Raw genomic sequence first — 25340 nt, 5'->3', positions numbered from 1 at the left:
CGTGAAACGTCAGGAGGTCGAGAATGAATCTCGTGAAACTGCTGGCGAATAACTGGCAACCGATTGCCATCATCGCACTTATCGGCACGGGCTTGGCTGTGTCGCACCATCAAGGCTACAAGTCGGCGTTTGCGAAGCAGCAGGCGGTCATCGACAAGATGGAGCACGATAAGGCGCAAGCCCTGCTGTTGTCGGCTCAAAACTATGCGCGCGAATTGGAACAGTCGCGTGCGGAAGCTAAAAAATATGAAGTCAAAGCACACGCCGTCGGTATGGCTTTGGCGAAAAAACAGGCGGAAGTCAGCCGTCTGAAAACGGAAAATAAAAAGGAAATCGAAAATGTCCTTACTCAAGACCGTAAAAATGCAAGCGGTAATTGTATTGACGGCTTTGGCCATCACGGCCTGCAGCTCTACAACCGCGCCCTCGGCTACGGAAATTAAGGTTGTCGAAAAGGCGATCATGCCGACACCGCCTGCTGCGTTGATGGTCGCGCCGGTACGCCCGAGTCCTCCGAAGGACGGCAAGACGGCAACGCTGCTCGAACACGCCGCTGAGTTTGGCGGCTATGTTTCGGAGCTGGAAAACCAAAACGCAGCGTGGCGCGACTGGGCGGGCAATCGCTCCCGCAAAGTCGGCGACTGACAAAAAAGCCCGCGTAGGGCGCGGGCTTAGGGTAAAAGCGGATTTTATACCTCTTTTACAGGGGTCGCGGCGGTAGTGCTTTTCACCAAATCGACTGCGTGCTGGCAGTTTTGCTTGCTGGTGTAGCCTTGGCCCTGAGCGATGATTTCATGGTTGGCTGCTTTCAAACGCCAACGGTATTCGCCTTTTGCGTCTTTATAGATTTCAAAATACATAAGGTTTCTCCTATGAATGAGTACACGTTTTCTTACCGCTTTGACGGCAAGTCCTGGTCATTGAGCATTTGGGCGGACAGCCCTGAAGAAGCCCGGGCAAAATTTCGGGCTGCACAGGAAAATGCGCAGTATGACGGCGAAGTTGTAACAAAGATTTATACATTTGTAAATATTTCGTGGGTTAAGAAGTTGTACAGACGGATAAAATATTTAATGGGTATCAAAGAATGACCTACCGTGAATTAGTTGAACGTCAGTTGGCTGTGCGCCATGCCGATTTGGAATTGGGCTTAAGCCGCTCCCGCGAACAAGAGCCGTTTGTCATTCATGTTTCTAATCTGCTGGATAAGGCAGGGGTTGAATATACGGTACGGATGAATAAGGATTTTCAGACGACCTTTAACCTTGAATATCCAAATACAAACTACGACACCTTTAAGCGTGCAGTTTGGCAGACGATTTCGGCGTATTACTGCGTTTGTAATGATGGAGATGGACTCGAAATTTTCAGCAATCGCCCTGACGGCCACTCCGTCCGTATCGTATTCGGCGATGTGCCGGTTTAAGGGGTTTTAAATGGACTTTGAATTTGGTTTTAAAACCTTGTGGCCGATTGCGACGGCGGCGTTTTGGTTTTGGGTCAACGGCATTTCAGGCCGTCTGAAAGAGGCGGACAAGCGTATCGACGACCTTAAAGAGGAGCTGCACGCGGTCAAGCTCTCTTATCACACCAAGGCGGACGCCAAGGCAGACAGCACTAATATTGCAGCAGCGTTGGAACGAATTGAAAACAAGTTAGAAAAAGTAAACGAAAAACTGGACAGGAAAGCGGACAAATCATGAGCGACCCGATTTTGGAAGCCTTGGCGCGTATTGAAAACAAGACTGATCAAACTCTGAAAAATCAGAAGGAAATGCAGGCGGAAATTGCACAAATCCGCCAAGACACGAAACGCACGGCCATTACATTCGGCGCGATCGGCGGCGGCGTGATTACGGTCGGCTGGGAATTGCTTAAAGCGAAAATGGGACTGTAATTATGGCTCACCCGCAAGAAATCCGTGAAAAGTTACGCCGGCTCTATGTGAGCGGCGAGCAAACTTTGGAAACGGCAGCCTTGATGTGCGAAATCCCGCAGGCCACTGCGCGTGCGTGGAAACGTGCGGATAAGGAAAAAGGCGACGACTGGGATAAGATGCGCGCCGCCTACACTTTGGCCGGCGGCGGTATTGAGGACTTGAGCCGTGCGATGTTGGCCGGTTTTATGGTGCAGTACAACAGCACGATGACGATGCTGCAGGATTCGAGTACCGAAGATTTGCCGCCATCCGACCGTGCGAAGCTGTTGGCCAGCCTGGCCGATGCGTTTACCAAAACCGTATCAGCCAATGCCCGCGTGATGCCGGAAACGTCAAAACTGGCGACGGCTTTGGAATTGATTGAGTTCTTGATGGCGTTTGTGCAAGAAAAACACCCCAAACATTTGCCTGCCTTTGTGGAGGTATTGGAGCCGTTTGGGGCGGAAGTGGAGAAGAAGTTTGGATAAGCAAAAACCTACCGTCGGAAGCCTTTTTGCAGGTATTGGCGGGTTTGATTTGGGATTTGAACAGGCTGGTTTTGACACTGCTTGGCAAGTAGAGATTAATCCTGTACCCCGTGCAGTTTTGACCGACCGCTTCCCACACGCAAAACAGTTTGAGGATGTCAGAACGGTATTGTCAGAATTATGGCCGGTAGATGTGATTATTGGCGGATTCCCATGTCAGGATGTATCAATAGCCGGTAAGCGTAAAGGTCTTGCCGGGGAAAGAACAGGTTTATTTTATGACGCAATGCGTATTGTCGACCAGCTTAAACCCCGCTGGATTGTCCTTGAAAACGTTACGGGTTTGCTCAATAGCAACAATGGCGAAGACTTTCAAACAGTCATCAAGTCCCTTGCCGAATGCGGGTATGTGGGATACTGGCGCGTGCTTAATGCAGCATATTTCGGAGTCCCCACGGCACGCCGTCGGGTTTTCTTGGTCGCTGGCTTGGGAGAGTACCCCCCCTATGAGTTTATGGCTGACGCCGGCTCAATTGGAGTCTTACCTCGCGCGGTTGAGACGTATGGGCTACAAAAGCCACATGGTACTTTGCTTAGAGGGATTTCCAAGGGAGCCATTGACCGCTCAGGCACAAATATTCTCGTTACGCCCAACGGACGGGGTGCGATGGTTGAGCGGCAAAGAGCGTCTAACGATGATGGGCTTTGCCTCGGAATGGATGAGGCCAACATTGCGGAGGCTCAAGCTGCGGGAAACGCCGTCTGTCCGCCGGTCTCACGCTGGATTGCCGAAAAATTGATTAAGACTTTTTAAATGCATGAAAACAAAAGAATTCCTCAAATCCCTTGCCGAACTGGCTGCCAGCCTGCGCCAAGTCATCGAAGCGGAAGTGGACGGCTTTGATGCGTCGCCCAAGGCTATTGCTGCACGCCGTACCAAGGTATTTGACCCGGTAGGCGGTTACGAATATTTCGTAAATACCTACTTCCCCCATTATATCCGCTCGCCTGAGAAATCCGAACTGCATGCGTTTTTATTCAGCCGTCTGCCGGATATTATCCGCTCCCTCAAAGGGGAAAATGAGGCAGTGGGTGCGCCGCGTGGCGAGGGTAAGTCGACGCAGGTTACTCAGTTGTTTACGCTGTGGTGTATTGTGACAGGCCAAAAACATTATGCGGTCATCGTAATGGACAGTATCGACCAAGCGTATCCGATGCTGGAGGCCATTAAGGCAGAACTTGAGTTTAATCCACGCTTGAAAACCGACTTTCCGGAAGTATGCGGGCAAGGCCGTGTATGGCAGGCCGGTACGATTGTGACGGCCAATGACGTTAAAGTCCAAGTGGCCGGTAGCGGTAAAAAGCTGCGCGGTTTGCGTCACGGCCCTTACCGTCCTGACTTAACTGTTTTGGACGATATCGAGAATGACGAACAAGTCCGCAACCCCGAACAGCGCGACAAGCTCAATGCGTGGCTGACTAAGACTGTATTGCCTTTGGGCGGGGTTGGTCAGAAATACGATGTGATATATATCGGCACAATTTTGCATTACGACAGCGTACTTAACCGCACTTTGAATAACCCGTTTTGGCACGGTATTAAGTTTAAGGCGATGAAACGCTGGCCTGACCGCATGGATTTGTGGGACCGCTGGGAGGAACTTTTCCGAAACGACGGCGAGACGGTGGCCGAGGCGTTTTACCTCGCCAATAAAGACGAGATGGAGCGTGGCGCGCAAACAAGCTGGGCGGCTCGCGGCGTGTTGGCGCTGATGAAAATCCGCGCCCGCGACGGTCATGCGACATTTGACAGCGAGTATCAAAACGACCCGGTCAGTGGCGAAGATGCGCCGTTTGCCGAAAACATCAAATACTGGTCGGAGTTGCCGGACGATTTGGTGTACTACGGCGCACTCGACCCGTCATTGGGTAAAGCGGGCGCGGGGCGCGACCCGTCGGCGATTTTGGTCGGCGGTTATCAGAAATCAACAGGCCGTCTGTTCGTAACCGTTGCCCAAGTAAAAAAACGCCTGCCCGATTTGATTATTGAGGACGTGATCCGCATCCAAAAAGAGGCGCGGGTCAAGCCTGTTTTGTGGGTGGTGGAGACGGTGCAATTCCAAGAGTTTCTCAAGGATGAGCTGATTAAGCGCGGGGCGCGGTCGGGTGTGCATATCCCCGTGCGCGGTATCAAGCCGTCATCGGACAAGATGTTGCGGATTGAGACTTTGCAGCCACACATGGCAAACGGGTTGATTTTGCTCAAACCCGACCAAAAGACCTTAATCAGCCAGTTGCGCCACTTCCCAAAAGCCGACCACGACGATGGACCCGATGCGCTTCATATGCTGTGGATGGCGGCAACAACGGGCAATGTGTCAAACAGAGCACGTGCGATTGATTTACCTGCGCCGATGTTGGAAATGTGATTTTAAGGTCGTCTGAAACCGTTTTCAGACGGCCTTTCGGAGTAAGAAATATGTTCGGATTGATTAAAAGCGCAACGCGGAAAACCGCCATCAAGACATTGACGAGCGCGACCGAAGATGCGCTGGAAAGCCTGTTTTCCAATATGGAGGGCACGGACGCGCTGCTTTCGCGTCTCGGCGTGGACAGACAGCAGGCGTTGGATGCGGTGTCGGGCGACGATGAGGTGGCTGCCTGTTTGGAGGATTTGCATTCCGCCATGCAGAACAAGGCGTGGCGCATTTATGGCGAGGACTTGAGCGACGAAGACAAAGACCGTCTATGGAAAACGCTTAAACGCCACCTGCCCGCGCTTGCCGAAATCGTCCTGACGGCGCGTCTGGGCGGCTATGGTGTCGGTCGGTACGTTTATCAGCCCGAACCCGACGGCTTTTTGACGATTAAGCATATCAGCAACAAAAGCGGCGAATTGGCGAAATACGTTCCCTACCGCGACGGTTCGCTGGTGTATCGCGGCAGCGGCGGTGAGGAAGCCTGCAATACGGACGTGCTGTATCTCTTTATTACCCACCGCGCCACTTCAACCAATCCTGCGGGCGAAATGGCGGCGGCGCGGCTGTATGCGCCGGTTGCGTTGCGTAAAAAAGGCTTTATTTATGCGGCACAATTCATCACGCGCTACGCCCAGCCGTATTTGATTGCCAAAATCCAAGCCAACAGCAACGACGACCACGACAGTTTCATGAGCCGTTTTTACCGTTTTGTGAGCGGCGGCGCATTGAGCATCGAACGCGAAGACGATGTGATGATGCTGCAAAACAGCGCGGACGGTCAGGCATTCCGCCGATTGGAAAACCTCGCCAATGTGCGCATCCAAAAAACGCTGTTGGGCAAGGTCAAAACCAGCGACCTTGAGACCGCCAGCCGCGCCAGTCAGGAAACCGAAGAAAACAACCGCGACGAGCGTATCGGCGCGTATCTCGCTCTGCTCTCCCGCGCTGCACAGCACTTTATCGACGCGCTTGTGATGGTCAACAACGCCTACGGCAAGCCGATTAATGCGCCCAAAGGCGTATGGTTTGAGTTTGAAGACGAAATCAAGGTTGATAAAACCCGAGCCGAACGCGACAAGATGTATATGGATACGGGGCAGCTCGTGTTGACCGAAACCTACTATCGCGACATCTTGGGCTTTGAGCCGGAACATTTCGAGCTGCGCGACCCGAAAGCGTCGTCTGAAAACCCTGCGCCCGCCAAATTCAGCCTGCGCCTGTCTGACGGCCTTGCCCATAATGCGCCCGATACGGCGGAGCAGGCAATCGCCCGACCGAAAATGGAGGCGGTGTTGGGTTTACTGGAAAGCTGCAAAGACTACGCCGAATTTGAGGCGAAGCTGTCCGAACTTGATTTGAGCAAGGGCGACAATCTCTTGATCCAGCGTTTGGTTTCAGACGGCCTTTCGGCTTGGGTTGACGGAGCAGGCGATGGACGGGATTGAATACAACTTCGCGGGGCTGGTCGATAAATCCGCTTTCGAGCATTTCAAGGCTAAGAAAATCCTGCCCGGGTTTTCGCATTACGACGTATGGCTGTATCAGCACAGCCTCGCGTTTACCGTCGCCAAGATGATGGACGCGGATATGCTCGCCGAAGTCAAAGATGCCATCGAATCCGCGCAGCAAAACGGCACGGCATTCGCCGATTTTAAAAAGCGTTTAAAACCGTATTTGATGGCGAAAGGCTGGTGGGGCGAGCAAGTAATGACCGACCCGCTGGACGGCGAACCGAAATTGGTACAGCTTGGCAGTACACGTCGTCTGAAAACCATCTTTAATACCAATATGCAAACCGCCTTTGCGGCGGGGCAGTGGCAACGGATACAGGCAAACAAAAAAGCCCTGCCGTATTTGCGCTACAACCATTCCGCCGCCGGGCATCCGCGCGACAGCCATAAACGCTACTACGGGCTGATTTTGCCCGTCGAACACGACATCTGGAAAGTCATCTTCCCGCCCAACGGCTATGGCTGCAAATGCTCGGTTTCCGCGCTGACCCGTCGGCAGGCGGAACGCGAGGGCATCAGCGGCGAGCCTGATGTGGATATGGTCGAGTTTACCAATCCGCGCACAGGTCAAACGGTATTGATTCCCGACGACATCACGCCGAGCTTTGCACACAATCACGGCGACCGATTGGGCGCAATGGACGCGCTGTTTGGCGAGCGAAACGGCGAAGAGGCACTGGCCGCCATGATTGCCGAGCGCGAAGCGTGGCTGGACAAGCGGTACAGCGTGCCGTCTGATAAAGTAGCGGTGTTGGCTTTGTCGGATAAGGTGTCGGAGAAGGAAGTAAAACGGTTGGCGGCAAAAGCATCAGGCGGCAACAATATTTCTGTTTATGAAGCCGAAGCCGCGGCAGCTTGGCAGCAGGCAACCGGAGACAGGCTGGAGGTGTTTGATTTGGGTGAAACGGATGGCAGGAAACCTGCAGATTATTTGATTTCCGATCCGAATCTGCCGAAAGAAAAGTGGCTGCGTTTGGATTTCATGTATGTTACAGAGCCGTTTAAGCTTGAAAAGATGAATCATTATTTTCAGAAAACGGACGAAATCTGGAGCGGACAGATGAAAACCATCCAAGAGCATTTGCAGAAAGCTGATATTGTACCGCTTGATTTTTCGGCGTTAAATCTGACGAATCGACATCGGGTGCTTCAGTATGTGCTATCATTACCCGAAGTACAAAGGAATAAAATCAGAATTTTAGTGAAGGAATCAAAATGAGTACGCCTAGCGGAATGACAATCCGTGCAATCAAACAGGATGATGATGTATACCATTGGGCCGAAGTGGAGATGAACAAAGGAGCGTGTGCGGATTTGTTCGCTTATATGACCCCTGCCATGTATGAAATTGCGCCGGAATATGCGGAAGAATTTGAATACAGTAATTGGGAAGTTTTTTCTATCCATGCCGCGCCGGAAAAATATTATCGTGCTATTTATAATCTCATTATGCAGGGTGCCGACCGGCTGGAATCCGTGAAGCCGTTTAAAGCGGCTTTAAAAACCGCCCTGGAAGCCGATCCGAGATTTAAACCTGTATAACCCGAAGGCCGTCTGAAACCGATTCAGACGGCCTTTTTCATAAACGCTCAAATTCCACGTTTAAGCGCGTTTTATCGGTCAGGATAGGCAAAGATATGTCCGAGAGTTTAAATGCAATCTGACGCAGCCCTAAAAGCCCCCTGAAAACGTTTTTTTAAACCGCTGCCGTCTGCGTTTTTGGATATGCCCCAAATTTGCGATTTTAGGCGGGTCGGATGCCGAAGATAGACAAACCCCCGTCAGAATCTCGAAAATCAATCTAACGCGATTCTAAAGCGGTTTTAAAGTGGGTATTTTCATATTTTACGCATGAGGATTTTCAAAGGTCGTCTGAAACCTGATATTCGGGTTTTGGGCGGCTTTTGCATTTGGATTGGGAAGTGAAATCCTGCCGTCCGTCTTTTTGAACTTGGCAAGGCAAAATGGAGCAATGGATACGAACAACACCCCCCTCAAAATCAAATTGTCCGCCGCGCTGCCGGTTGCCCTGGCGACCGGTGCCGACAAGGTGCGTACTTTTAAAGGCGTTGCCAATTCGGGCAAGCCGTTCGGCTACGGCGGTTATCAGACAGTCGTCGATTTGGCCCAGCTGTCGCACAAAGCGTCCGTCCCCGTCTTGTTGGAACATTCCCCCGTCAAGATGGCGGGCGTGTGCAGCCTGTCTGTAACGGCGGATGGCCTGATTGCGGAAGGCAGTCTGTTGTCCAACGAGTTTGGCACGCAGATTGCCGAAGCCGCCGACCAAGGTTTTCCGTGGGAAATGTCGGTTTACGCGCAGGCGGAATCCTACGAGGAGCTGGCGGCGGGCGCAGTATTGTCCGTCAACGGCAACGAGGTAACCGGGCCGGCCGTCATCCTGCGTCGTTGTGCGATACGCGAAGTATCGTTTACCGCCGTCGGCGTAGATGGCGAGACGGAAGCGGTGGTGTTGTCGGACGGCAGCCCCTTGCCGGATATTTTTAAACAACCTTTGGAGTTATCTATGACACCCGAAGAAAAGCAAGCGTTTGACAACCTGAAAGCGGAAGTCGATACGCTCAAGGCTGAAAAAGCCGAAGCCGAGAAAAAGCTGAAAGAAGCCGAAGCGGCTGCCAAGAAAAACCAAGTCAAGGCGAAATTGTCCGCCGCCGGCTTCAAGGAAGGCGAAGACGGCAAGTTTGAAGGCTTGTCCGACGCAACCATGACCGTACTTTTGTCTGCCGATATCGAAGCGGCGGAAGCCATGATTGCCGATTTGACGCCGAAAGCCGCCCCGTCTGCCGTACCGGCCGCGCTGTTGAGCGAAGGCGCAGGCAAAGGCGAATCCGAACACACCGGCGAGGCGGAGGGCAAGTTTTCCGTAGCCAGCCACAAAGGCTTATTGGGAGGCGCTTATGTCTAAAGCCAAAACCGAAATCCTCGGCCCTGTTGTCTCCGATTTTTTGAAATACGAAGCAACGCCGTTGACGCGTGTGGCTGTTGCTGCGGATGCCGGTACTAAAGCGGGTAGTTTTGTGACGTATCCGCTACGCAAGAAAAAACTTGTTGCTTTAACAGATGAGGCTGATGGGAAAGTTATTGTTCAACCTTTCAATTGCATCATCGAGTGTAAGGATATTCTTATCCAAGCTAAGGCAGCATTCGGGTCCGACGCGGATATGAAAAAAGAAGGCGACGCGTATGGGATTGTTTACGTCAACCTACCGAAATTCGGTGCATCTGACGTTTAATTATTTGAAATAAGGAAAAAATATGCCTTTATCCGATAACAGCAAGTTTGGCGTGCAGGCTTTGACCACTGCCGTCAACAAAATCGACCCGGGCGCAAGCCAAATCCGCGAGCTGGGTATTTTCGAACCCGAATACCTGACCACCACTTATGCCGACATTGAGTTCCAAGACGGCAAAGTCAGCTTGGTTGCCAGCAAAGAGCGCGGCACGGCCGGTCAGGCAGTGGATAGCCCGAAACGCAAAATTCACACCGTCAAAATCCCACACCTGCCGGTTAACGACGTTATCCGCGCGGACGATGTACAAAACCTGCGTGCTTTCGGCACGACCCAAGCCGCAACCGTCATGGACAAGGTCAACGAAAAGCTGGCCGGTGGCAAATCCGACCTCGAATACACACGCGAGCATCTGATGCTCGGCGCGTTGCAAGGCAAGATTTTGGATGCGGACGGCAGCGTGATTTTGGACATTAACACCGATTTCGGCGTTACACGCAAAACGCAAAACATCGAATTGTCGAAAGACACGACCAAAGTCGGCGCGGTATTGGACAAACTCTTGTCCGAACAACGCCAAAAATTCAACGGTGCGCAAGTGCGCGGCTGGGTTGTCTATTGCGGCATGGAGTTTTTAAGTGCGCTCAAAGAGCATAAGTCCATCTTCGAAGTGTACAAACGCTACGATGAGGCACGCGCCTACCGCGAGGGCGATACGCTCAATCCGACCGAATTTATCCACAAAGGCATCCGCTTTATCGAATACGCCAACCACTTCGGCAGCGACGCCGACATCGGTGCGGACAAAGCCATTCTGCTGCCGGTCGGCCGTAATCTCTACAAAGAGTATTTCGCGCCCGCCGATATGTCCGCGACCGTCAACACTCGCGCCCTGCCGTATTACGCCAGCCGCGAGAAATTGCAGCATGACAAAGGCTGGAGCCTGCATATGCAGTCCAATCCATTGCCGATTGCACTGCGCCCCGAGTTGTTGGCAACGCTGACCATGTCTTAAACGGATTTCAGACGGCCTTTAAGGCAACAAAAAGGCCGTCTGAAAACGGAGGACGGCATGATTACCATCCAAGACATGATTACCCGCTTCGGCGAGCAGGAAATGGCGGAACGGTCGAATCATGAGAACTACGAGACAATAGACGAAGCGGTGATGGCGGCGGCAATTGCCGATGCGGAAGAAGAAGCGGCAAGCTACCTTCGGGCGGCGAAACTGTTTTTTACCAACGACACCGCGCCGCAGGTTTTGAAAATCAAAGTCTGCGACATTGCCCGCTACTACCTCTACGACGATGCGGTAACAGGCATTGTGGAGGAGCGTTATCAGTCGGCAATCGCCTGGCTGAAGATGGTCGTCAAAAATCCGAATATGCTGGACGATAGCCGCGTATCGGATGACCGCAGACCGTCAACGTGTGCCGTTTATGTCAATGCCGAACCCGATTTGCGGGAATGGCTGAAGGAGTAAGCGATGCGGATTACGGTATCACACGACTTATCGCGTATCGCCCAAAGCCTGAACCGCCTGTCGGGCAGGTTGAACGGCAGCCTTGAAGAGCCTTTGCGCGCTATCGGCGGCATCCTCGAATTTTCGACCCGCCGCCGTATCGCCGAAACCAAAACCGCGCCCGACGGCAAACGCTGGGCGGACGTATCCCCCGCTACGGCACAAGCCAAAAACGGACGCGGCGGGATTTTGGTGGACCACGGCAACCTCTTGGCAAGCATTACGCACGAGGCATCGGCAAAAAGCGTGATTACCGGCTCGGTAATGGGCTACTCGGTTTATGTGCAGGAAGGCACGAAAACCATGCCGGCGCGTCCGTTTTTGGGCTTGTCTTCGCAAGATTATCAGGACATCGACGAATTGATGTCCGATTGGCTGGAAGGATTGATTGTCTGATATGGCTTTAAAACAGCATGAAAACTTATTGGCGGTCTATCCCGAAATCCTAGGCCGTCTGAAAACCGTCAAAGGCATTAAGGCGGTCAAGGAGATCGGCGAACTTGCCGAGCTGCTCGCCCAAGGCACGGCGAAACGCAAAGCCGCCCCGCTGGACGGCGCGGTCTATGTCGTTTACGGCGGCTCAACCTTTGCCGACGAAGCGAAAAACGGCAAATTCCTCAAATCGACGCTGCACTTTACCTTCGCCCTCGCGCGAAGCTACACCGCCAACGGCAAATCCACGCTGTACGAGGTCGGCGAGACCCTGACGGCAATCCAACAGGCGTTTTCAGGCTGGGATGCGGGCGACGAATATGCCGTTACCCCCTTCCGCCGCATCGCCTCGCCATCCATCGAATACAACGACGGCTTTGCCTTTTACCCTATTTCATTCGCCTGCGACACCGTGCAGGCGGCAAACTAAAGGAGCTGCCACATGGCAAAACAAAACGACCACGGCTTAATCTTTGAGGGCGACGTTAAGGTGCGCAACCTCAATCAAAAAGGCTCTGGCTTTATCGAAATCGGCAATACCACTGCCCTGACCACGCAAACCAGCGTGGAAACCAAAGAGCGCGTATCCAAGCAAAAAGGCACTTACGGCAGCGCACTTGACAGCCTGAAAACCGTCAAGCCCACCGAAATCGGCCTGAAACTCGACACCTTCGACAAAGACAACCTCGCGCTTGCCCTGATGGGCGAAGCCGCCGTCATCGCGGCTACGGCGCAGACCGTTACCGGCGAGACCGTGACCATCGGCAAAAAAGGCATGGCGTACAAGCTGGCAAACGGCAATATCGATCCGGCTACCGTCAAAGTCAAAAACAAGTCAAACGCCAATGTCGATGCCAAGCATTTGGACATCAATGCCACCTTGGGCATGATTACCATCCTGCCGGTCGCAGATACTGTCAACGACGGCGAAAACATCACCGTCGACTACAAAACCCGCGATTCCGGCGGCTATAAAGTCTCTGCCGCGACCTTGTCTAAATTGGACTTGGAAATCTACGTCGACGGCCGCAACCGCGTTACCGGCGAGACCGGCATCCTGCATATCCCCCATGCCGTACTGGCGGCGGACGGCAGTATCGACTGGTTCGGCGACGACTTCAACGAAGCCGAATTTAAAGGCACGGCGGTATTGGCTTCGGGCGAGACCTCGACCTATTCCTTCACGTCGTACAACAACTAAAGATTCGGTAATAAACAAAGGCCGTCTGAAACTGGCTTCTGCGTGTAGGCGCAGCGGCGGCAGGTTTCAGACGGCCTTTTTTAAACGGGTTTTAAAACAGGATTAAATCATGGCGAATATTCAGGCAGGTTTAGAGATTAAGGCAGGCGTGTCCGGCGTTGAAAATATCGACGCGCTGGCGCAGTCCATCGAGGCGGCGGGCATAGATACGGGCAAGCTGACCACCGAAGCGAAAGAGCTGGGCGCAACGCTGGCTAAAGCACAAGCGCAACAGGCGGCAATTGCAGAATATAAGGCGTTGTCGGCGGAATTGGACAATACCGCTAAAGAAATGCGTGCACTGGACGAGCTGACCGCGACGTTGGAGAAATCCATGCGCGGCGGCGGTACGCAGCAACAGCAGGCCGATTTGGCAAAACTGCGTGCCGAATCCGAACGCCTGGCAAAAAGCGAAACCGAGCTAACGGGCAAGCTGTATGCCGCCCGCGATGCGATGTCGGTGTCGGGCGTGTCCGTCAAAAATCTTGCCGCCGAAGAGGCGCGCCTGTCGTCCGAATCTGCCGCCGCAACAGCGCAGCTAGACCGCCTGACCGCCGAAGCGCAAACCCTAAAAGCCATTGCTGATGCAAAAATCCAGCTTGGCATCGATACCGACGACAAAGCACGGCAGGAAATCCAAAAGACCAAAGACGCCTACGAATTGCTTAAAAACAGCGGCACACTCTCGCATGAAGAATTAGCCCGGGCGGCGCAGTTGCAGGAAGGCAAGGTGCGCGAACTTGAAGCCAGCCTGAAAGGTGTGAAGCCGTCTATTGCCGAGGTTGCTTCGGAGATTCAGGGCTTGGTCGGCGGTGCGGGCGGCTTGGCGTTTGCCACCCGCGAGGCAATGAAGTTCGAAACCGCTATGGCGGGCGTGAAAAAAGTCGCCGAAGGCACGGACGAGCAGTACGCCCAACTTTCAGACGAGCTGAAGAAAATGGGCGCGGAATTGGGCATTTCCGCCGCCGAAATGGCGGATCTTGCCGCAGCGGGCGGACAGCTCGGCATCCCGATTGAGAAGTTGTCGGAATTTACCGCCATCGCGTCCAAGATGTCGGTTGCCTTCGGCATGACCGCTGAAGAGGCAGGCAATGCCGCCGCGACGATTGCCAACGTGTTCCAACTCCCAATCGGCGAAGTGGAAAAGCTCGGCGATGCCATCAACGTTTTGGGCAACAATACCGCCGCACGAGAAAAAGACATTGTCGCCGCAATGGCGCGTATCGGCGGTACGGCCAAGCAGTTCGGACTGGCCGCCGACGAAGCTGCCGCGCTTGCCGACGCATTTATCGCCTTGGGCAAACCGCCCGAAGTGGCGGCGACCGCCATCAATGCTATGCTGCAAAAATTGCAAACCGCGCAAAGCCAGGGCAAAGGATTTCAGGCGGCCTTGGAAGGCATCGGTACGTCTGCCGACGAGATGGCAGCCAATATCGCCGCCAATCCGCAGCAGGCTTTAACGGAATTCTTGCACAAACTCGAAGGCTTGGACAAACAAAGCCGCGCCCTAATGCTCTCGCAACTCTTCGGCACGGAATACAGCGACGACATTGCCCTCTTGGTCGGCTCGCTGGGCGAATACGAAAAGGCTTTAGGTTTGGTCGCTGACAAGGGGCAAGTCGTTGGCGCGATGCAAAAAGAGGTGGCAAACGCCATGTCCACCAGCGAGGCGCAAATCAACAAAGCCAAGCAGGAAATCATCAACGTTGCCATCGAGGTCGGCGAAAAGCTGCTGCCTTTGGTGTCTCTATTGGCGAGTACGGCCGGCAGTGTGGCAAGCGCAATCGGAGCGATTACCGAAGAGTTTCCAGGTTTGACGCAACTTGCCACGCTGTTTGCAGCAGGCGCAGTTGCAGTCAAGGCTTATGAGGCGGCTGTCCGCCTGACTGGTGGTGCGGTATCAGCATCATTTGCGACCCAGCGTGTCGGAATTGAAGCAACCAAAGCATCCATCCTGTCGACCACTGTCGCTGCACGAGAGCTGGGCATCGCACTCAAATCCGCTGCTGCCGGTAACGGTTTCGGCAATGGTGCGGCGGCTGCAGGAGCGTTGGCTCAAAATCTCAAGACGGCGGCATCCAATGCCGGATTACTGTTTGCGGCTTTTGAGGTCGGCCGTGGTGTGGGCGGCTGGCTGCGCGAAAACACGGATTTAGCAAAAATTTTCGGCGATAACCTCGCCCGTATTCCTGCTATTTTGGATAGCCTGTTTACCACCGGCGGTCTCGACAAGTATCACGAGTTTTTTAAAACCGAAGCCCAAATTAAGCGTGAGTTGGAGATAGCGGATAAAAAAGCCCAGGAAGCTGCCGAAAAAGCCGCCGCCGCCAAGAAAAAAGCTGCCGAAGAAGAGGCAGCCGCCGTCAAAGCCCTGCAAGCCGAATATCGTGCGTCTGCAACAGAGTTGTCAGCGTTGGAACACAGTATGGCCGCCTTGCGTGCCGACGGTCGTGAAACCAGCGACTTTTACAGCGAATTGGCAATCAAGCTGGAAAACGTGCGTACCAAAACCGCCGAACTGAAAGCCGAACTTGACAAAAAAAACGTCAAAATCAGCGCAGATACAGGCGAGCTTGCCGCAGCACAAAAAGCCCTTGAGGCTTTGGGTTTGACGGCGGAAGAAGTAACCACCGGCATGAGCAAAAAGGCGGCGGAAGGTATTGCCAATTTTTCGCGTGTTGCCTCTCAGTTTGGTAATGATGCCGAGCAGATGGGCCGAGTGTTTCAAGCCGCGCTCAAGCAGATGGACAGCAAAGAATCAACCGATGCTCTTTTGGCCGAATTGGAAAAGGTAGGCAAGCAATCCGGGCTGACGGCCGAAGAAATTAAGAAAATCGGAGATACGGCAAGGGAGTCGACTGACAAGGTTGCCGACACCTTCGCCAAACTCGGCGTGGACAGCAAGGCCGTGATGACGGGAATCAGCAGTGATGCGCGGCAGGCATTTGCTGATTTTCAGACGGCCTCGACAGAAGCGGCGGCGGCCGGCCAAAAAGATGCCAAGCTGATACAGGCAGCCTTTGAGGCTATGATGGGCAAACTTAAAAGCAAAGAGGAATTTGCCGAGTTTCAACACCAGCTCAAAGCCAGCGGCGACGCGGCACTGTTGACGCAGGAGCAGCTTGCCCGGTTGGGCGACGCGGCGTCGGGCGGTGCGGAAAAAGCCAAAGCCGCTTATCAAGGGCTGAACGATACTGCCGCTAAAACAGGCGAAGCCGCGAAAGCCGCGCATGACAAAGGCTCGCAAGCGGCGGAAAACCATGCCCAATCGGTCAGAAAAGTGGCGACAGCCAACAAAGAAGCGGCAGCGGAGGCAGACAATGCAGCCAAAGCGGCGGCAAATGCATCTAAATCGTTTAGCGACTACGGCTACCGCCTGACGCAAACGGCAGGATTTTACAAGCTAAATAATGAGCAGCTGGATTTGATGAATCGGAAGTTCTCCGGCATTAAGCTGGGCATGGAGGCCACATTCCGAGCCGCACAAATGAAGGACTATACGCAGCAGCTGTATGGCGCAAACGCCGCCATGCAACGGCTGAACGAAGCGGCGGCCAAGGGTGCACTTACTCAAGATGTCCTGAATGATGCGGCCAGTGCAGCTTCTCGCGCTGCCGACAAGTTGGGTAACACTGAGCTGACCAAATTTCGCAATGCGATATCCGATGCCCAACGCCGGCTGAATGCCCTGCGCCAAGAAGCGCATGATGCAACCCGCGCGCTTGAGGCCGAGCTTGCCGAGCTTAATGGCAATACGGAGGCGGTTTATTCTTTACAGCAAGAAAGAAAAATCCGCGAGCTGAAGCAAAAACTCGATAACGCCAACCGCCTCAAACAAACCGACGTTGCACGCGAATATCAGCGTCAAATTGAGTTGACGCAGCAAATCTACGACCGCCAACGCAACAAACGCGCCGAATCTGCCGCGCAAGAGCGAGTCCGCAACCAAGGTTCGCAGGGCAGCAGCAATGCCGCCCAACGGTTGCAACAAATCGGCAATACGCAGGTTAATATCGACCCGGAAAAGCTTAACCAAATTTTGGCGCAACGCGACCAGGCGGTTGCCGAAAAAGCTGTTAACGGTTTTATGGACAGTTTGCACGCATCCCTGAAACGCGCAACATAGTTTCAGAGGGGTTGTACCCATCTGAATGCAACCATGCCAAGCCCCGATATTCGGGGCTTTTGTTTTAATAGGGTTTTGAGAAAAATACGCAAAGGCCGTCTGAAATGGCAAATCAAGAATGGACACTGAAGCGAAAAGACAACGGCGTGGCTGTACATCTGCCGCAGGATATGCGCTGGGACGATGAATTTGAATGGAGCAAGGTAGCTCAGGCCGCTCCGCAGCGCACCTTGTCGGGCGGATTGGTCATCCAACAAGGCATTAAGGCTAACGGTCGTCCGATTACGCTGTCGGGCGATTGGGTGTGGCTTGATTTGAGTATCTTGCGTACGTTGCGCGATTGGACGGACGTCCCCGAGTTGGAAATGACGCTGACTCATTACGACGGCCGCGAATTTAATGTCATTTGGCGTACCCACAACGCGGCTTTGAACAATGTCGAGCCGGTGCATTACTCAACGCCGGAAACGGATAGCGAGCGATACACCGCCCAGCTCTGCCTGATGACGTTTTAATTTCGTCTGAAAGTAGGTTTAAACAGGATTTAAAAAGGTTTCAAAATGGAAAAAACAACGCGCCTGACGCAGCAGGATTTGCAGATTTACCCCAGCCAGCGCATGACCGATACGCCTGACGGCGGCGGTTTGATGGTCGGCCAGCCGCTGACGGGCGAGGATAACGAGATTTTTCCGCCTGTCTCGGACGTTGACCGCACGATGGGCAGCCTGGACGCGCGTCTGCTGTACCCTGCTGTTTTGCGTAACGACTCCGAGCCGCTTTACGGCGGTCATTTCGTCATTACCGAGCCACCGACCTCTGAAAACGTGTCTTTCTTGGCATTTAAGGCGCGCAACTACGGCGAGAGCCGCGCGGATATTATGCCGCGCATTGAGGCGTATTCTGTGCCGACGGTGGAGAGCCGCATGACGTTATTGGGTCGCCATTTGGCAGGTGTACGTCTCGTGCAGGCGTATCAGCGCGTAGAGGCTCCTTTGCCGAAGGTCGGCGAGCGTTATTGTCTGCAATATGAGGATAAAACTGAAAATATGACGCGCCGTATCACAGAGTATTTCCGCATTATCAACATCGAAGACGAGGTGCGCATTTTCGAGATTCCAAAATCAAACGGCGAGGTCGAAGAAGTGCCGCGCCGTGTAGTCAAAATGGAAATCAGCAATCCGTTGACCCGAGATTTTGATGGTGTCGATTATCCGGTTAAGGGGTATGCCGCGCCTAAAGTTAAAATTTTGGAAACTCAAGTGGCAGATTCCGCGGCTTATTATGGCGTAAAACCTGTATCAGACGGCCTTTCGGCAGGAGATGCCGCGCTGATGGTGTCAAGCATTTATGAAAAGCTTGTACCGACTTCGACAGTCGAGACACCTTATGCGGATGAATACCCGGTTCCCGGGGAAGCATGGGTCGCTGCTGCGCCGGAAAAACAGCTTTTTGCGGGGCATGTCGATAGTGGAACCTTAACTTTGCCTTCGGCTGTTTTACCCGGCAGTATCAAGATTGGGAACTACACAGACAATGGCTTCGGTCAACTTAAAAGCGGGGACAATATCGTCAATGCCGATTACGCTCATGGGCGTCTGAGTGGTTTGCCGACAGGTTATTACACGGTAACTGCGGTTCCGGGTGCTAAATCGTCATCAGCGCGATATGCTTTTGCGGTAGAAATTAAAGAAACCAATCACGGTACATCATTTGCCCCTCTGCTTAGACCTAATCCTGCTTTGGGTAGTTTAAAAGTGTCTTTTATGGCTTTGGGAGTTTGGTATGTTTTGACAGATACAGGCGACGGCGTATTACGGGATGAGGCCGGTAAAAGTGTAGGTACGGTGTCGTCTGCAACAGGCAGTGTATTGCTTAATCTACCGTCTCTTCCGGATGTTGGCAGCCGCTTGGTGTTCCAATGGGGAGACTCCTCTGGTTTTACGTCTTTTGATGGCGGAAAGACGGGCGGAAATAATCTGCCCAAAGCGGCAAACGGGGAGTGCACTTATTCCCTGGGACATTCAATTAAACCGGGAACGCTGGTGCTTACTTGGCAAAATAACGGTAAGAAAAGAGCGCAAGACGATGGCGCAGGAAAATTAACAGGTGATGCAACTGGCAACGTGGATTATTTGAACGGCACGATTAAATTGCCGGCTTATATTGACTCTACTTCAGTTGATTATGTTTGTGATGAGCCTGATCGTATTCAAGTTGGCCTTGCTGATGGTCTTGGCTTGACCGCAGAGGAAAAAGGAGAGGTGTGGAATATCACACTAGGTACGGCAGTACCGGATTGGCGCACTGTTTCTTTAACGGCTTTGGGAAGCTTTGAAGAATATACAAGTACAACTGTTTCAAACAGTTATTCTGGTTATGCGGCAGCATTGGGATAGGATAAGTAATGGGAATCAAAACTGGTTCAGGCGGCTTTAAAATTGTATTGTCCGCCAACCCTGCGAAAAATGGCGAGTTCACAATCGGCGGTCGAAAAGTCGAGGGTGTGAGTGGTGTAGGTTCGACAATGATCGTACCTAAAACGGTGTTACAGGTTGCCGGTCAAGAAAGACGGATAGTCGAAGGAAATATTTTGGGTACAAAATATAAGTACCTAGAATTGCTTGAGGCCAAAACAATAAACCGTTATGGAAAAATAGTCAGTTGGTATGCAGATTACCTGACTAGTGATCCAGCTTCAGTAAAAAAACGTCGTGGCAGCTTGAACGGCGGCTTGTTATTTAATGTTTTGAGCGACTTTGATCAGGGAAGCATCTGTGTTTTTGATACCTGGTCATTTCATGACGGCGAGACAGAGATTGTCGAGCGAGGCGGTACGCTTTATAAGAATTGGAATGCAGTAGGAGGTTCGGGCGATGCAGTCGGTACGTTGACTGCTGACGGTAAAGTCATTATCAATGACCGTAGTATTGCCTTCCTGAATCTTAAAATCACAGGCGGTATCGTACGTCAGCCACAGATCAAGGGTTATGGCTATGCAGGCCGCACACCTGCCGCACCGGTCAAGCCTGAAAGCTTTACCGTTTACGCGGGGAATGGCGAAATTGTCGGCAGAAGCAACGCCGCCGGGGAAATTACCGGCGGTATTACGGGAAAAATCGACTACGAGACAGGTTTCTACGAAATTAAGCGCGATGAGGGTTTCTACCCCGAAGATTTACGCTACAACGCCGTGACACAAGACAACCTGCCTTTGGATTCGTCGATTATCGGCATTGATGCCGTGCGCCTGCCTGCCGACGGACGTGTCCCCGTGTTTAGGAAAGGCGATATGATCGTGATTTCAAACCGGCTCAAGCAGGATTTGGGCAGCGCGTTTACCGCCGCTCAAAAAATAACGCTCAACCGTCAAAATATCGACCGCCTCTGCTTGGTCGACAGTAAGGGCAAACACGTCCTCGCCGAGAAATACACGGCAGACCTCAAGGCGGGCAGCATTACCTTTGCCGAGCCGTTGGACTTGTCGCAATATACCCTGCCGCTGACTGCCGTTTGTGCATGGGAAGAGGAAAACCGTGTGACCGGCGTCGATATTTCAGGCCGTCTGAAACTCCAGTTTGCGATTGGGCGCAATTATCCGAAGGAGCATACATTTGTGTCTTCCGCCCTGATCGGCGGCGATTTGCTGGTGCGCGCTACCGAGCCGTTTTCGCAACAGGCATGGGACAATGTGTGGAGTGACGCGCAACGCGGGGAACCTATTTTGGCGCGTACCAATGTCAAAGACTACCCGATTAAGTTGGCCAGCAACGGCGCGATTACCGAGCGCTGGCTGATTAAATTCATTACTGCAACCCAATTTGAGCTTTACGGCGAGCGGCTGGGCTTGGTCGCTCAAAGCGATACCTTGACCGATCTTGCGCCGACCAATCCGGCAACCGGCAAGCCTTATTTCACGCTAAAGGCGGCCGCATTCGGCGGCGGCTGGTCGGTACAGAACTGTATCCGCTTCAATACTTACGGCACGCCGTTGCCCGTTTGGATTTTGCGCAGTGTCCAGCCTTCGCCGGACAAGCAAAACGGCCGCGATGGTTTTACCGCGTGTTTGCGCGGCAATACGGTGGCCGAATAAAAGATAAGGCCGTCTGAATAGCACTTTCAGAGGGCCTTTAAGTAAAATGGTTAATTAATTTGCATTTATACCTTTTATCTGTAAAACTAACCTTTTAATCTTTATTCAAATAGTGAAAGGAAGCGAGAAAATGGGGAAAGGCATGAAAATCCTGATGGTGGTTGTGGCAATATTAATGGCAGCCGCTGTTAGTCGGGCTTATATGAATAATCAGAAAAAAGAGATGATTAAGAAAGAGTATGAAGCAAAGATTGCAGCAGAAAATGAAGCGAAGCGGCAAGAGGAGGTGAAAAAAGAGATGCTGCGATTGAAATCAGAAAAGGAAGAGGCCGAATTATTGGAGCGTGCAAAAGAGGCTGTTAGAAATATGATGAAAGACCCTGATTCTGTGAAATTTAAAGATTTGATTGCAGGTCAAGTCAGCAAGGATAAGAAAAAGCATGTGTGCGGCATGGTCAATAGCAAAAATTCAATGGGCGGTTATGTCGGTTACAAAGGATTTGTTTATATTGATGGCGAGAAATATGCGGTTCTTCAGGAGGACAGTATTGGCAATGAGGTTTTTGAGATGGCCTGTAATAAAAAATAAGCGAATCATCGCTCTGAGTGCAACTATGCCAAGCCCCGATTTTCGGGGCTTTTGTTTTAATGGGGTTTTAAATTATTGAAGTAAAAAGAAAGGCCGTCTGAAATGTTTGATACGCAACGTGTGCCGGTAAAGGTTTACCGCTGGGATGACGAGGGTGCGCCGCAGGTTGAATCGGTGGCAGGCAGCATTAAAACGATTTTAAAAGCCTGCCTGGTTACCGGTTATGGCGAGGGCAATAAGCGCAAGGACGGGCTGGGCTGGGAAATGGCGTTTGAAAAGACGCAAGAAGCCTGTTTCCGCAGTATGCACCCGAAGGCGACAAAGTGGTGGCTGGGGGTGGATGACTCAAAATATGGAAACCGTGCAAGATACGTTGATTTATGCGGTCTTTTGGAGCCGAAATCGGCAAAGGCGGGGAAAGTCAAACAAAAGGTTAACAACAGCAGTGGATTTCACAATTTCATCTACAAAAAAGACGACAGTAACCGGGATAAGATCCAATGGGTTGTGGTCGGAAATGAGCGCGCATTTACTTTAATTATTTTATGGCAGGATTATTGCTCGTTTTTTATTTTTGGCAATTTCTCCAGTCTCGCCGTGGCTGACGCCGCGAATACCCTGCTTGGATATGCGTCAGATGTAGATGAAAATTTTGTTTTTGGCAGTGGCAATGAAGTTGTTATTTTTGTGGTGCCGATGCGTGATTATAAGGGAGATGCTCCTTATCCTATGAGTCTTATAAGTAAAGTAGATGGTAATTATGGTAGCTATCCTAATCCTATTACAGGTGGTTTCATAGCAGATGATATTTATCTAAAAGAATTAATTGGTAGTGATGAATATGCCATTCGCGGATTACTACCTGGCTTTATGAAAATTGGCGAAACGATGCCCGCAGGAGACGTTATTTCGATGGGAACGGTTTACGACAATTTAGACGATAGCGAAGACAGATTTATGTATATCAATACAATTGGCGGGGGCTCTTTTTTGGTAAACCTCACGGCCTGGGAGCTGTAAGTCATGCCGAATTATGTTTTCCGCAGCCGTCTTGCCGTTAAACGTGGCAAGCTGCGCGGCAAAAACGTCAATCGCATTGGGCGAAGCCGTGCTGTCAAATCGCTGCACTGGAAATACGGCGGCCACGGCTATATCGCCGGCGAAGGTACGGGCATTGTTACGGTGGGCGGTCAGCCGGCTTCGCGCCGTATTTATCTGTTTGTCCGGCCTAATATGTACTGCATCGCCGATACTTGGAGCGCGGAAGACGGCAGCTACCGCTTTGACCGGCTCAAGGAAGACGAGGAGTATTTGATGGTGGCGACGGATTATAAAAAGCAATACGAGCCTGTTTCTTATGATTTTATTAAGCCTTATGTCGAGCGTGACGGCGGCGGTTGAGGCCGTCTGAAATGTCCGAAGACAAAATTTATGCTGATTCGTCGCGTATCCCTTTGCCTTTCGGTTTGGCGATTGGCTCCCGTCCGTCGTCCAGGCTCTTGCCGTTGGCGTTCAGACGGCCTTTACGCCATATTGAGGATGGCGGCGAGATTATTCCCGATACGCCGCCCAAGCCTAATCCGTACCGCCCTCCAGATGGTTATGCGACTGTTTCAGGGGCGTGGGGCTTTGTGCAGCAGGCGGTGTCAACGCAGGCAGTGTGCGCGGCCGGTCGTTATGATTTGGGTGACATGGCTGTCCAAGTGTCGGGGATAACGGCGGAGGCTATCGGGGAGGCGGTTTGTTTTCAGACGGCCTTTTCGGATATGCCTGAATTGGAGAGCTGCCTGCATGAAACGGTCGGCTTGTCTGACTGGGTTGCCGGGTGTATGCAGGCGGTACAGGCCGGAATGGATGGTCTGGATGGCTGTTTGCATGATGCTTTCCCCGATGATTTGTTCTTAAGTGGCTGTAATGCGGATCAATCGTCGGCGGGTCTTGGCGAGGCTTTGGCAGCATGTTCGGAGAGTGTGTTTTCCGATGACGCGCCGGTTGGTGATTGTTTGGTGTCGGATGTGCGCGAGGCGGCGGTATTGGCACGATGTGCGCATCCGCAAAGCCTTCCTGCTTTGGCTGTGCCTTGCGAGTATTATGAGATTCCGGTTGAGCCGGAGCCTGTGCCTGAAACTTATGTTTGCGGTATCCGCCCGCCTTCAAACCGACTGAACCTGCGGTTTTACCGCAAAAAGATTGCACACGATGCGCGCCATATTCCGCTGCCGTTTGCTTGTTTTGATACGGTAAGCACTCCTGTTTTAGACGGATATATCATGCAAAATATTATTAAGGCTACGGTTGACGGCCAGCCGATTGGGCTGTTTTCTGCGTCCTTTACGACGGACACTGCCGGTTATTGTTGGCAAGGCAGTTTGACGGTTTCGCCCGATGATTTCGCCAAGATTAATCCTGATGCCCGACCGAAAGGCCGGGAAGCCGAAATCGAGGTGCAAATCAATGCGGATACTTTTGTCATCATCGCGGAAGATTACAGCGACAACCGCCGCTTCGGGCAAAAGAGCTATACGGTAACCGGCCGCAGTGTTACCGCCCGTTTGGGCGCGGACTATGCGCCTAAAGGCCGTGGTACATACCGCAATCCGATTTATGCGCAACAAATCGCAACGGAGGTTTTACGCCCGACAGGCGTGGATTTGGACGGCTGGACGATGGTTGATTGGTTGATTCCGGGAGATGTGTATTCGTTGACCGATAAAACGCCGATTGCTGTTTTGCAAGAGCTGGCTCAAGCCGCAGGGGGATTTGTGGAGAGCGACCGCGCCCGACCTGTTGTCCGCTTTAAGCCTAAATGGAAAAAGGCTTCTTGGGAGGTTTCCGATGCGCCTGCCGATGTCAGTGTCCCTGTCAGCGTGATTTTCAGCATCAGCGGCCAGCGCAATGTATCGGAGCGTGCCAATGGGGTTTATGTTTGGCCGAGCCATAACAAGGGCAAAGGCGCGGATGTGTACCGCAACGGCAGCAACCGCGAGCCGCGTGCCTCCGCGCTGACCAATACGCTTTATACCGACCAGCCGGTCTTGCTTGCCGCCGGTATCGCCGCTTTAAGCGAGACTGGCGTTCATAAACGCGAAACGGTGTCTTTGCCGGTATCGGATAAATACGCCGTTCCTATGGCGAATTTAGGCGAGATTTGGCAAATCAATGAGCCTACGGGGAGCTGGCAAGGCGTGGTGGTTGGTGTGTCGGTCGAAGTCAAAATCGAAAACGACGCCCCTGTCGTTACTCAAAATGTAACGATAGACCGCTATTTTGACGAATGATTAAAGCTGGTTTAAAGATGCTTTAAAGGCCGTCTGAAAGCCATGTTCAGACGGCCTTTTATATTTTTGTTGAGGATAACAAAATGACTAATCTGTATCAAAACCTGACGGCACTGCTCAAGCGCGAACAGCGCGGCATTGCCAAAATAACGGGCGATTTGGGCGGCGGCTCATGGGCGGCGCAAACGCAAAGCGGCGGCAATCTTGTTTTAAGCGGGCAAGCCGCTTTAAATCAGCGCGTGTTTTATGATGTCTTGAGCAACCGTATCCTTGGTCAGGCTCCCAATACGACTGTTTTAGAGCTGGGCGTATAAGGATAAGTGCAGTACAGCCAGGCGTTGCTTTCGTATAACGTCATAAAATAATTATGCGCCGAACGTATCATCGCAAAAGCGAAAGAGTTACGCTATTTGTAGGC

At 52.3% G+C, this 25340-nt stretch carries 29 protein-coding genes; 28 read left to right on the top strand and 1 reads right to left on the bottom strand.

Features of this window, described 5'->3' with window-relative positions; genetic code table 11:
- Positions 1-23: 23 nt before the first annotated feature.
- On the top strand, positions 24-443 hold the full coding sequence (locus ACTHUF_RS10820) for a hypothetical protein (protein WP_049343848.1): 420 nt from the start codon (positions 24-26) through the stop codon (positions 441-443).
- Positions 340-645: a hypothetical protein gene (locus ACTHUF_RS10815; protein WP_193388906.1), complete on the top strand. Its 306-nt coding sequence runs from the start codon at positions 340-342 to the stop codon at positions 643-645. The genes ACTHUF_RS10820 and ACTHUF_RS10815 overlap by 104 nt, the downstream gene beginning before the upstream one ends.
- A 44-nt stretch (positions 646-689) precedes the next feature.
- On the opposite strand, the gene ACTHUF_RS10810 is transcribed toward ACTHUF_RS10815, so the two are convergent.
- Positions 690-860, bottom strand: coding sequence for a YegP family protein (locus ACTHUF_RS10810; protein ID WP_049336671.1), 171 nt, complete (start codon positions 858-860; stop codon positions 690-692).
- 12 nt (positions 861-872) lie between these two features.
- On the opposite strand from ACTHUF_RS10810, the gene ACTHUF_RS10805 reads away from it, so the two are divergent.
- The 26 genes from ACTHUF_RS10805 to ACTHUF_RS10680 all read left to right on the top strand — a co-directional run bounded on the left by ACTHUF_RS10805 (position 873) and on the right by ACTHUF_RS10680 (position 25236).
- Positions 873-1091, top strand: coding sequence for a hypothetical protein (locus ACTHUF_RS10805; protein WP_049336672.1), 219 nt, complete (start codon positions 873-875; stop codon positions 1089-1091).
- On the top strand, positions 1088-1426 hold the full coding sequence (locus ACTHUF_RS10800) for a hypothetical protein (protein ID WP_049336674.1): 339 nt from the start codon (positions 1088-1090) through the stop codon (positions 1424-1426). The genes ACTHUF_RS10805 and ACTHUF_RS10800 overlap by 4 nt, the downstream gene beginning before the upstream one ends.
- A 10-nt stretch (positions 1427-1436) precedes the next feature.
- Positions 1437-1703 carry a hypothetical protein gene (locus ACTHUF_RS10795; RefSeq protein ID WP_004520458.1) on the top strand — a complete coding sequence of 89 codons (267 nt, stop codon included), beginning with the start codon at positions 1437-1439 and terminating at the stop codon, positions 1701-1703.
- Positions 1700-1897 carry a hypothetical protein gene (locus ACTHUF_RS10790; RefSeq protein WP_049343850.1) on the top strand — a complete coding sequence of 66 codons (198 nt, stop codon included), beginning with the start codon at positions 1700-1702 and terminating at the stop codon, positions 1895-1897. Before ACTHUF_RS10795 ends, ACTHUF_RS10790 begins: the two co-directional genes overlap by 4 nt.
- Positions 1898-1899: 2 nt before the next feature.
- Positions 1900-2406, top strand: a complete 507-nt coding sequence (locus ACTHUF_RS10785) for a DUF1804 family protein (protein WP_004520456.1) — start codon at positions 1900-1902, stop codon at positions 2404-2406.
- Positions 2399-3220 (top strand): DNA cytosine methyltransferase, encoded by an 822-nt coding sequence (locus ACTHUF_RS10780; protein WP_049344461.1) that lies wholly within the window; start codon positions 2399-2401, stop codon positions 3218-3220. The genes ACTHUF_RS10785 and ACTHUF_RS10780 overlap by 8 nt, the downstream gene beginning before the upstream one ends.
- 4 nt (positions 3221-3224) lie before the next feature.
- Positions 3225-4835 (top strand): phage terminase large subunit, encoded by a 1611-nt coding sequence (gene terL, locus ACTHUF_RS10775; protein WP_371489933.1) that lies wholly within the window; start codon positions 3225-3227, stop codon positions 4833-4835.
- A gap of 50 nt (positions 4836-4885) precedes the next feature.
- Positions 4886-6331 (top strand): phage portal protein family protein, encoded by a 1446-nt coding sequence (locus ACTHUF_RS10770; RefSeq protein WP_049344573.1) that lies wholly within the window; start codon positions 4886-4888, stop codon positions 6329-6331.
- The gene (locus ACTHUF_RS10765; RefSeq protein ID WP_049344575.1) at positions 6318-7616 is read left to right on the top strand and encodes a phage minor head protein; all 1299 of its coding nucleotides are present in this window, start codon (positions 6318-6320) and stop codon (positions 7614-7616) included. Before ACTHUF_RS10770 ends, ACTHUF_RS10765 begins: the two co-directional genes overlap by 14 nt.
- Positions 7613-7939: a hypothetical protein gene (locus ACTHUF_RS10760; RefSeq protein WP_049344576.1), complete on the top strand. Its 327-nt coding sequence runs from the start codon at positions 7613-7615 to the stop codon at positions 7937-7939. Before ACTHUF_RS10765 ends, ACTHUF_RS10760 begins: the two co-directional genes overlap by 4 nt.
- Before the next feature lie 430 nt (positions 7940-8369).
- Positions 8370-9320 (top strand): hypothetical protein, encoded by a 951-nt coding sequence (locus ACTHUF_RS10755; protein WP_049344579.1) that lies wholly within the window; start codon positions 8370-8372, stop codon positions 9318-9320.
- Positions 9313-9648, top strand: a complete 336-nt coding sequence (locus tag ACTHUF_RS10750; protein ID WP_049344580.1) for a hypothetical protein — start codon at positions 9313-9315, stop codon at positions 9646-9648. Before ACTHUF_RS10755 ends, ACTHUF_RS10750 begins: the two co-directional genes overlap by 8 nt.
- A gap of 22 nt (positions 9649-9670) precedes the next feature.
- The gene (locus ACTHUF_RS10745) at positions 9671-10660 is read left to right on the top strand and encodes a major capsid protein (RefSeq protein WP_049344582.1); all 990 of its coding nucleotides are present in this window, start codon (positions 9671-9673) and stop codon (positions 10658-10660) included.
- 57 nt (positions 10661-10717) lie between these two features.
- Entirely contained in the window at positions 10718-11128 is a 411-nt protein-coding gene (locus ACTHUF_RS10740; protein WP_049344583.1) for a phage protein Gp36 family protein, read from the top strand.
- A 3-nt stretch (positions 11129-11131) separates the two neighbouring features.
- On the top strand, positions 11132-11563 hold the full coding sequence (locus ACTHUF_RS10735) for a phage virion morphogenesis protein (protein ID WP_049344585.1): 432 nt from the start codon (positions 11132-11134) through the stop codon (positions 11561-11563).
- A 1-nt stretch (position 11564) separates the two neighbouring features.
- Positions 11565-12029, top strand: a complete 465-nt coding sequence (locus ACTHUF_RS10730) for a phage tail terminator protein (protein WP_049344587.1) — start codon at positions 11565-11567, stop codon at positions 12027-12029.
- Positions 12030-12041: 12 nt separating this feature from the next.
- Positions 12042-12800: a hypothetical protein gene (locus ACTHUF_RS10725; RefSeq protein ID WP_049344588.1), complete on the top strand. Its 759-nt coding sequence runs from the start codon at positions 12042-12044 to the stop codon at positions 12798-12800.
- 109 nt (positions 12801-12909) lie between these two features.
- The gene (locus ACTHUF_RS10720; RefSeq protein WP_440407665.1) at positions 12910-16965 is read left to right on the top strand and encodes a phage tail tape measure protein; all 4056 of its coding nucleotides are present in this window, start codon (positions 12910-12912) and stop codon (positions 16963-16965) included.
- 104 nt (positions 16966-17069) lie between these two features.
- Complete coding sequence (locus tag ACTHUF_RS10715; RefSeq protein WP_049344592.1) at positions 17070-17480, top strand: hypothetical protein; 411 nt, start codon at positions 17070-17072, stop codon at positions 17478-17480.
- A 45-nt stretch (positions 17481-17525) separates the two neighbouring features.
- Positions 17526-19361, top strand: coding sequence for a hypothetical protein (locus ACTHUF_RS10710; RefSeq protein WP_239665353.1), 1836 nt, complete (start codon positions 17526-17528; stop codon positions 19359-19361).
- 8 nt (positions 19362-19369) lie between these two features.
- Positions 19370-21055 (top strand): hypothetical protein, encoded by a 1686-nt coding sequence (locus ACTHUF_RS10705; protein WP_049344594.1) that lies wholly within the window; start codon positions 19370-19372, stop codon positions 21053-21055.
- Positions 21056-21185: 130 nt separating this feature from the next.
- Positions 21186-21644 carry a hypothetical protein gene (locus ACTHUF_RS10700; RefSeq protein ID WP_049344596.1) on the top strand — a complete coding sequence of 153 codons (459 nt, stop codon included), beginning with the start codon at positions 21186-21188 and terminating at the stop codon, positions 21642-21644.
- 102 nt (positions 21645-21746) lie between these two features.
- Positions 21747-22664: a hypothetical protein gene (locus ACTHUF_RS10695; protein ID WP_049344597.1), complete on the top strand. Its 918-nt coding sequence runs from the start codon at positions 21747-21749 to the stop codon at positions 22662-22664.
- A gap of 3 nt (positions 22665-22667) precedes the next feature.
- Positions 22668-23045, top strand: a complete 378-nt coding sequence (locus tag ACTHUF_RS10690) for a hypothetical protein (RefSeq protein WP_049344599.1) — start codon at positions 22668-22670, stop codon at positions 23043-23045.
- A gap of 11 nt (positions 23046-23056) precedes the next feature.
- Entirely contained in the window at positions 23057-24922 is a 1866-nt protein-coding gene (locus tag ACTHUF_RS10685) for a hypothetical protein (protein ID WP_049344601.1), read from the top strand.
- Between the two features lie 83 nt (positions 24923-25005).
- Positions 25006-25236, top strand: a complete 231-nt coding sequence (locus ACTHUF_RS10680) for a hypothetical protein (protein WP_049344603.1) — start codon at positions 25006-25008, stop codon at positions 25234-25236.
- Positions 25237-25340: the final 104 nt, after the last annotated feature.

The sequence above is a fragment of the Neisseria sp. P0024.S006 genome, assembly GCF_051956595.1.
Classification (GTDB): Bacteria; Pseudomonadota; Gammaproteobacteria; order Burkholderiales; family Neisseriaceae; genus Neisseria.
Note: the sequence above shows the minus strand (reverse complement) of the source record. Positions and strands in the feature narration are given on the sequence as shown.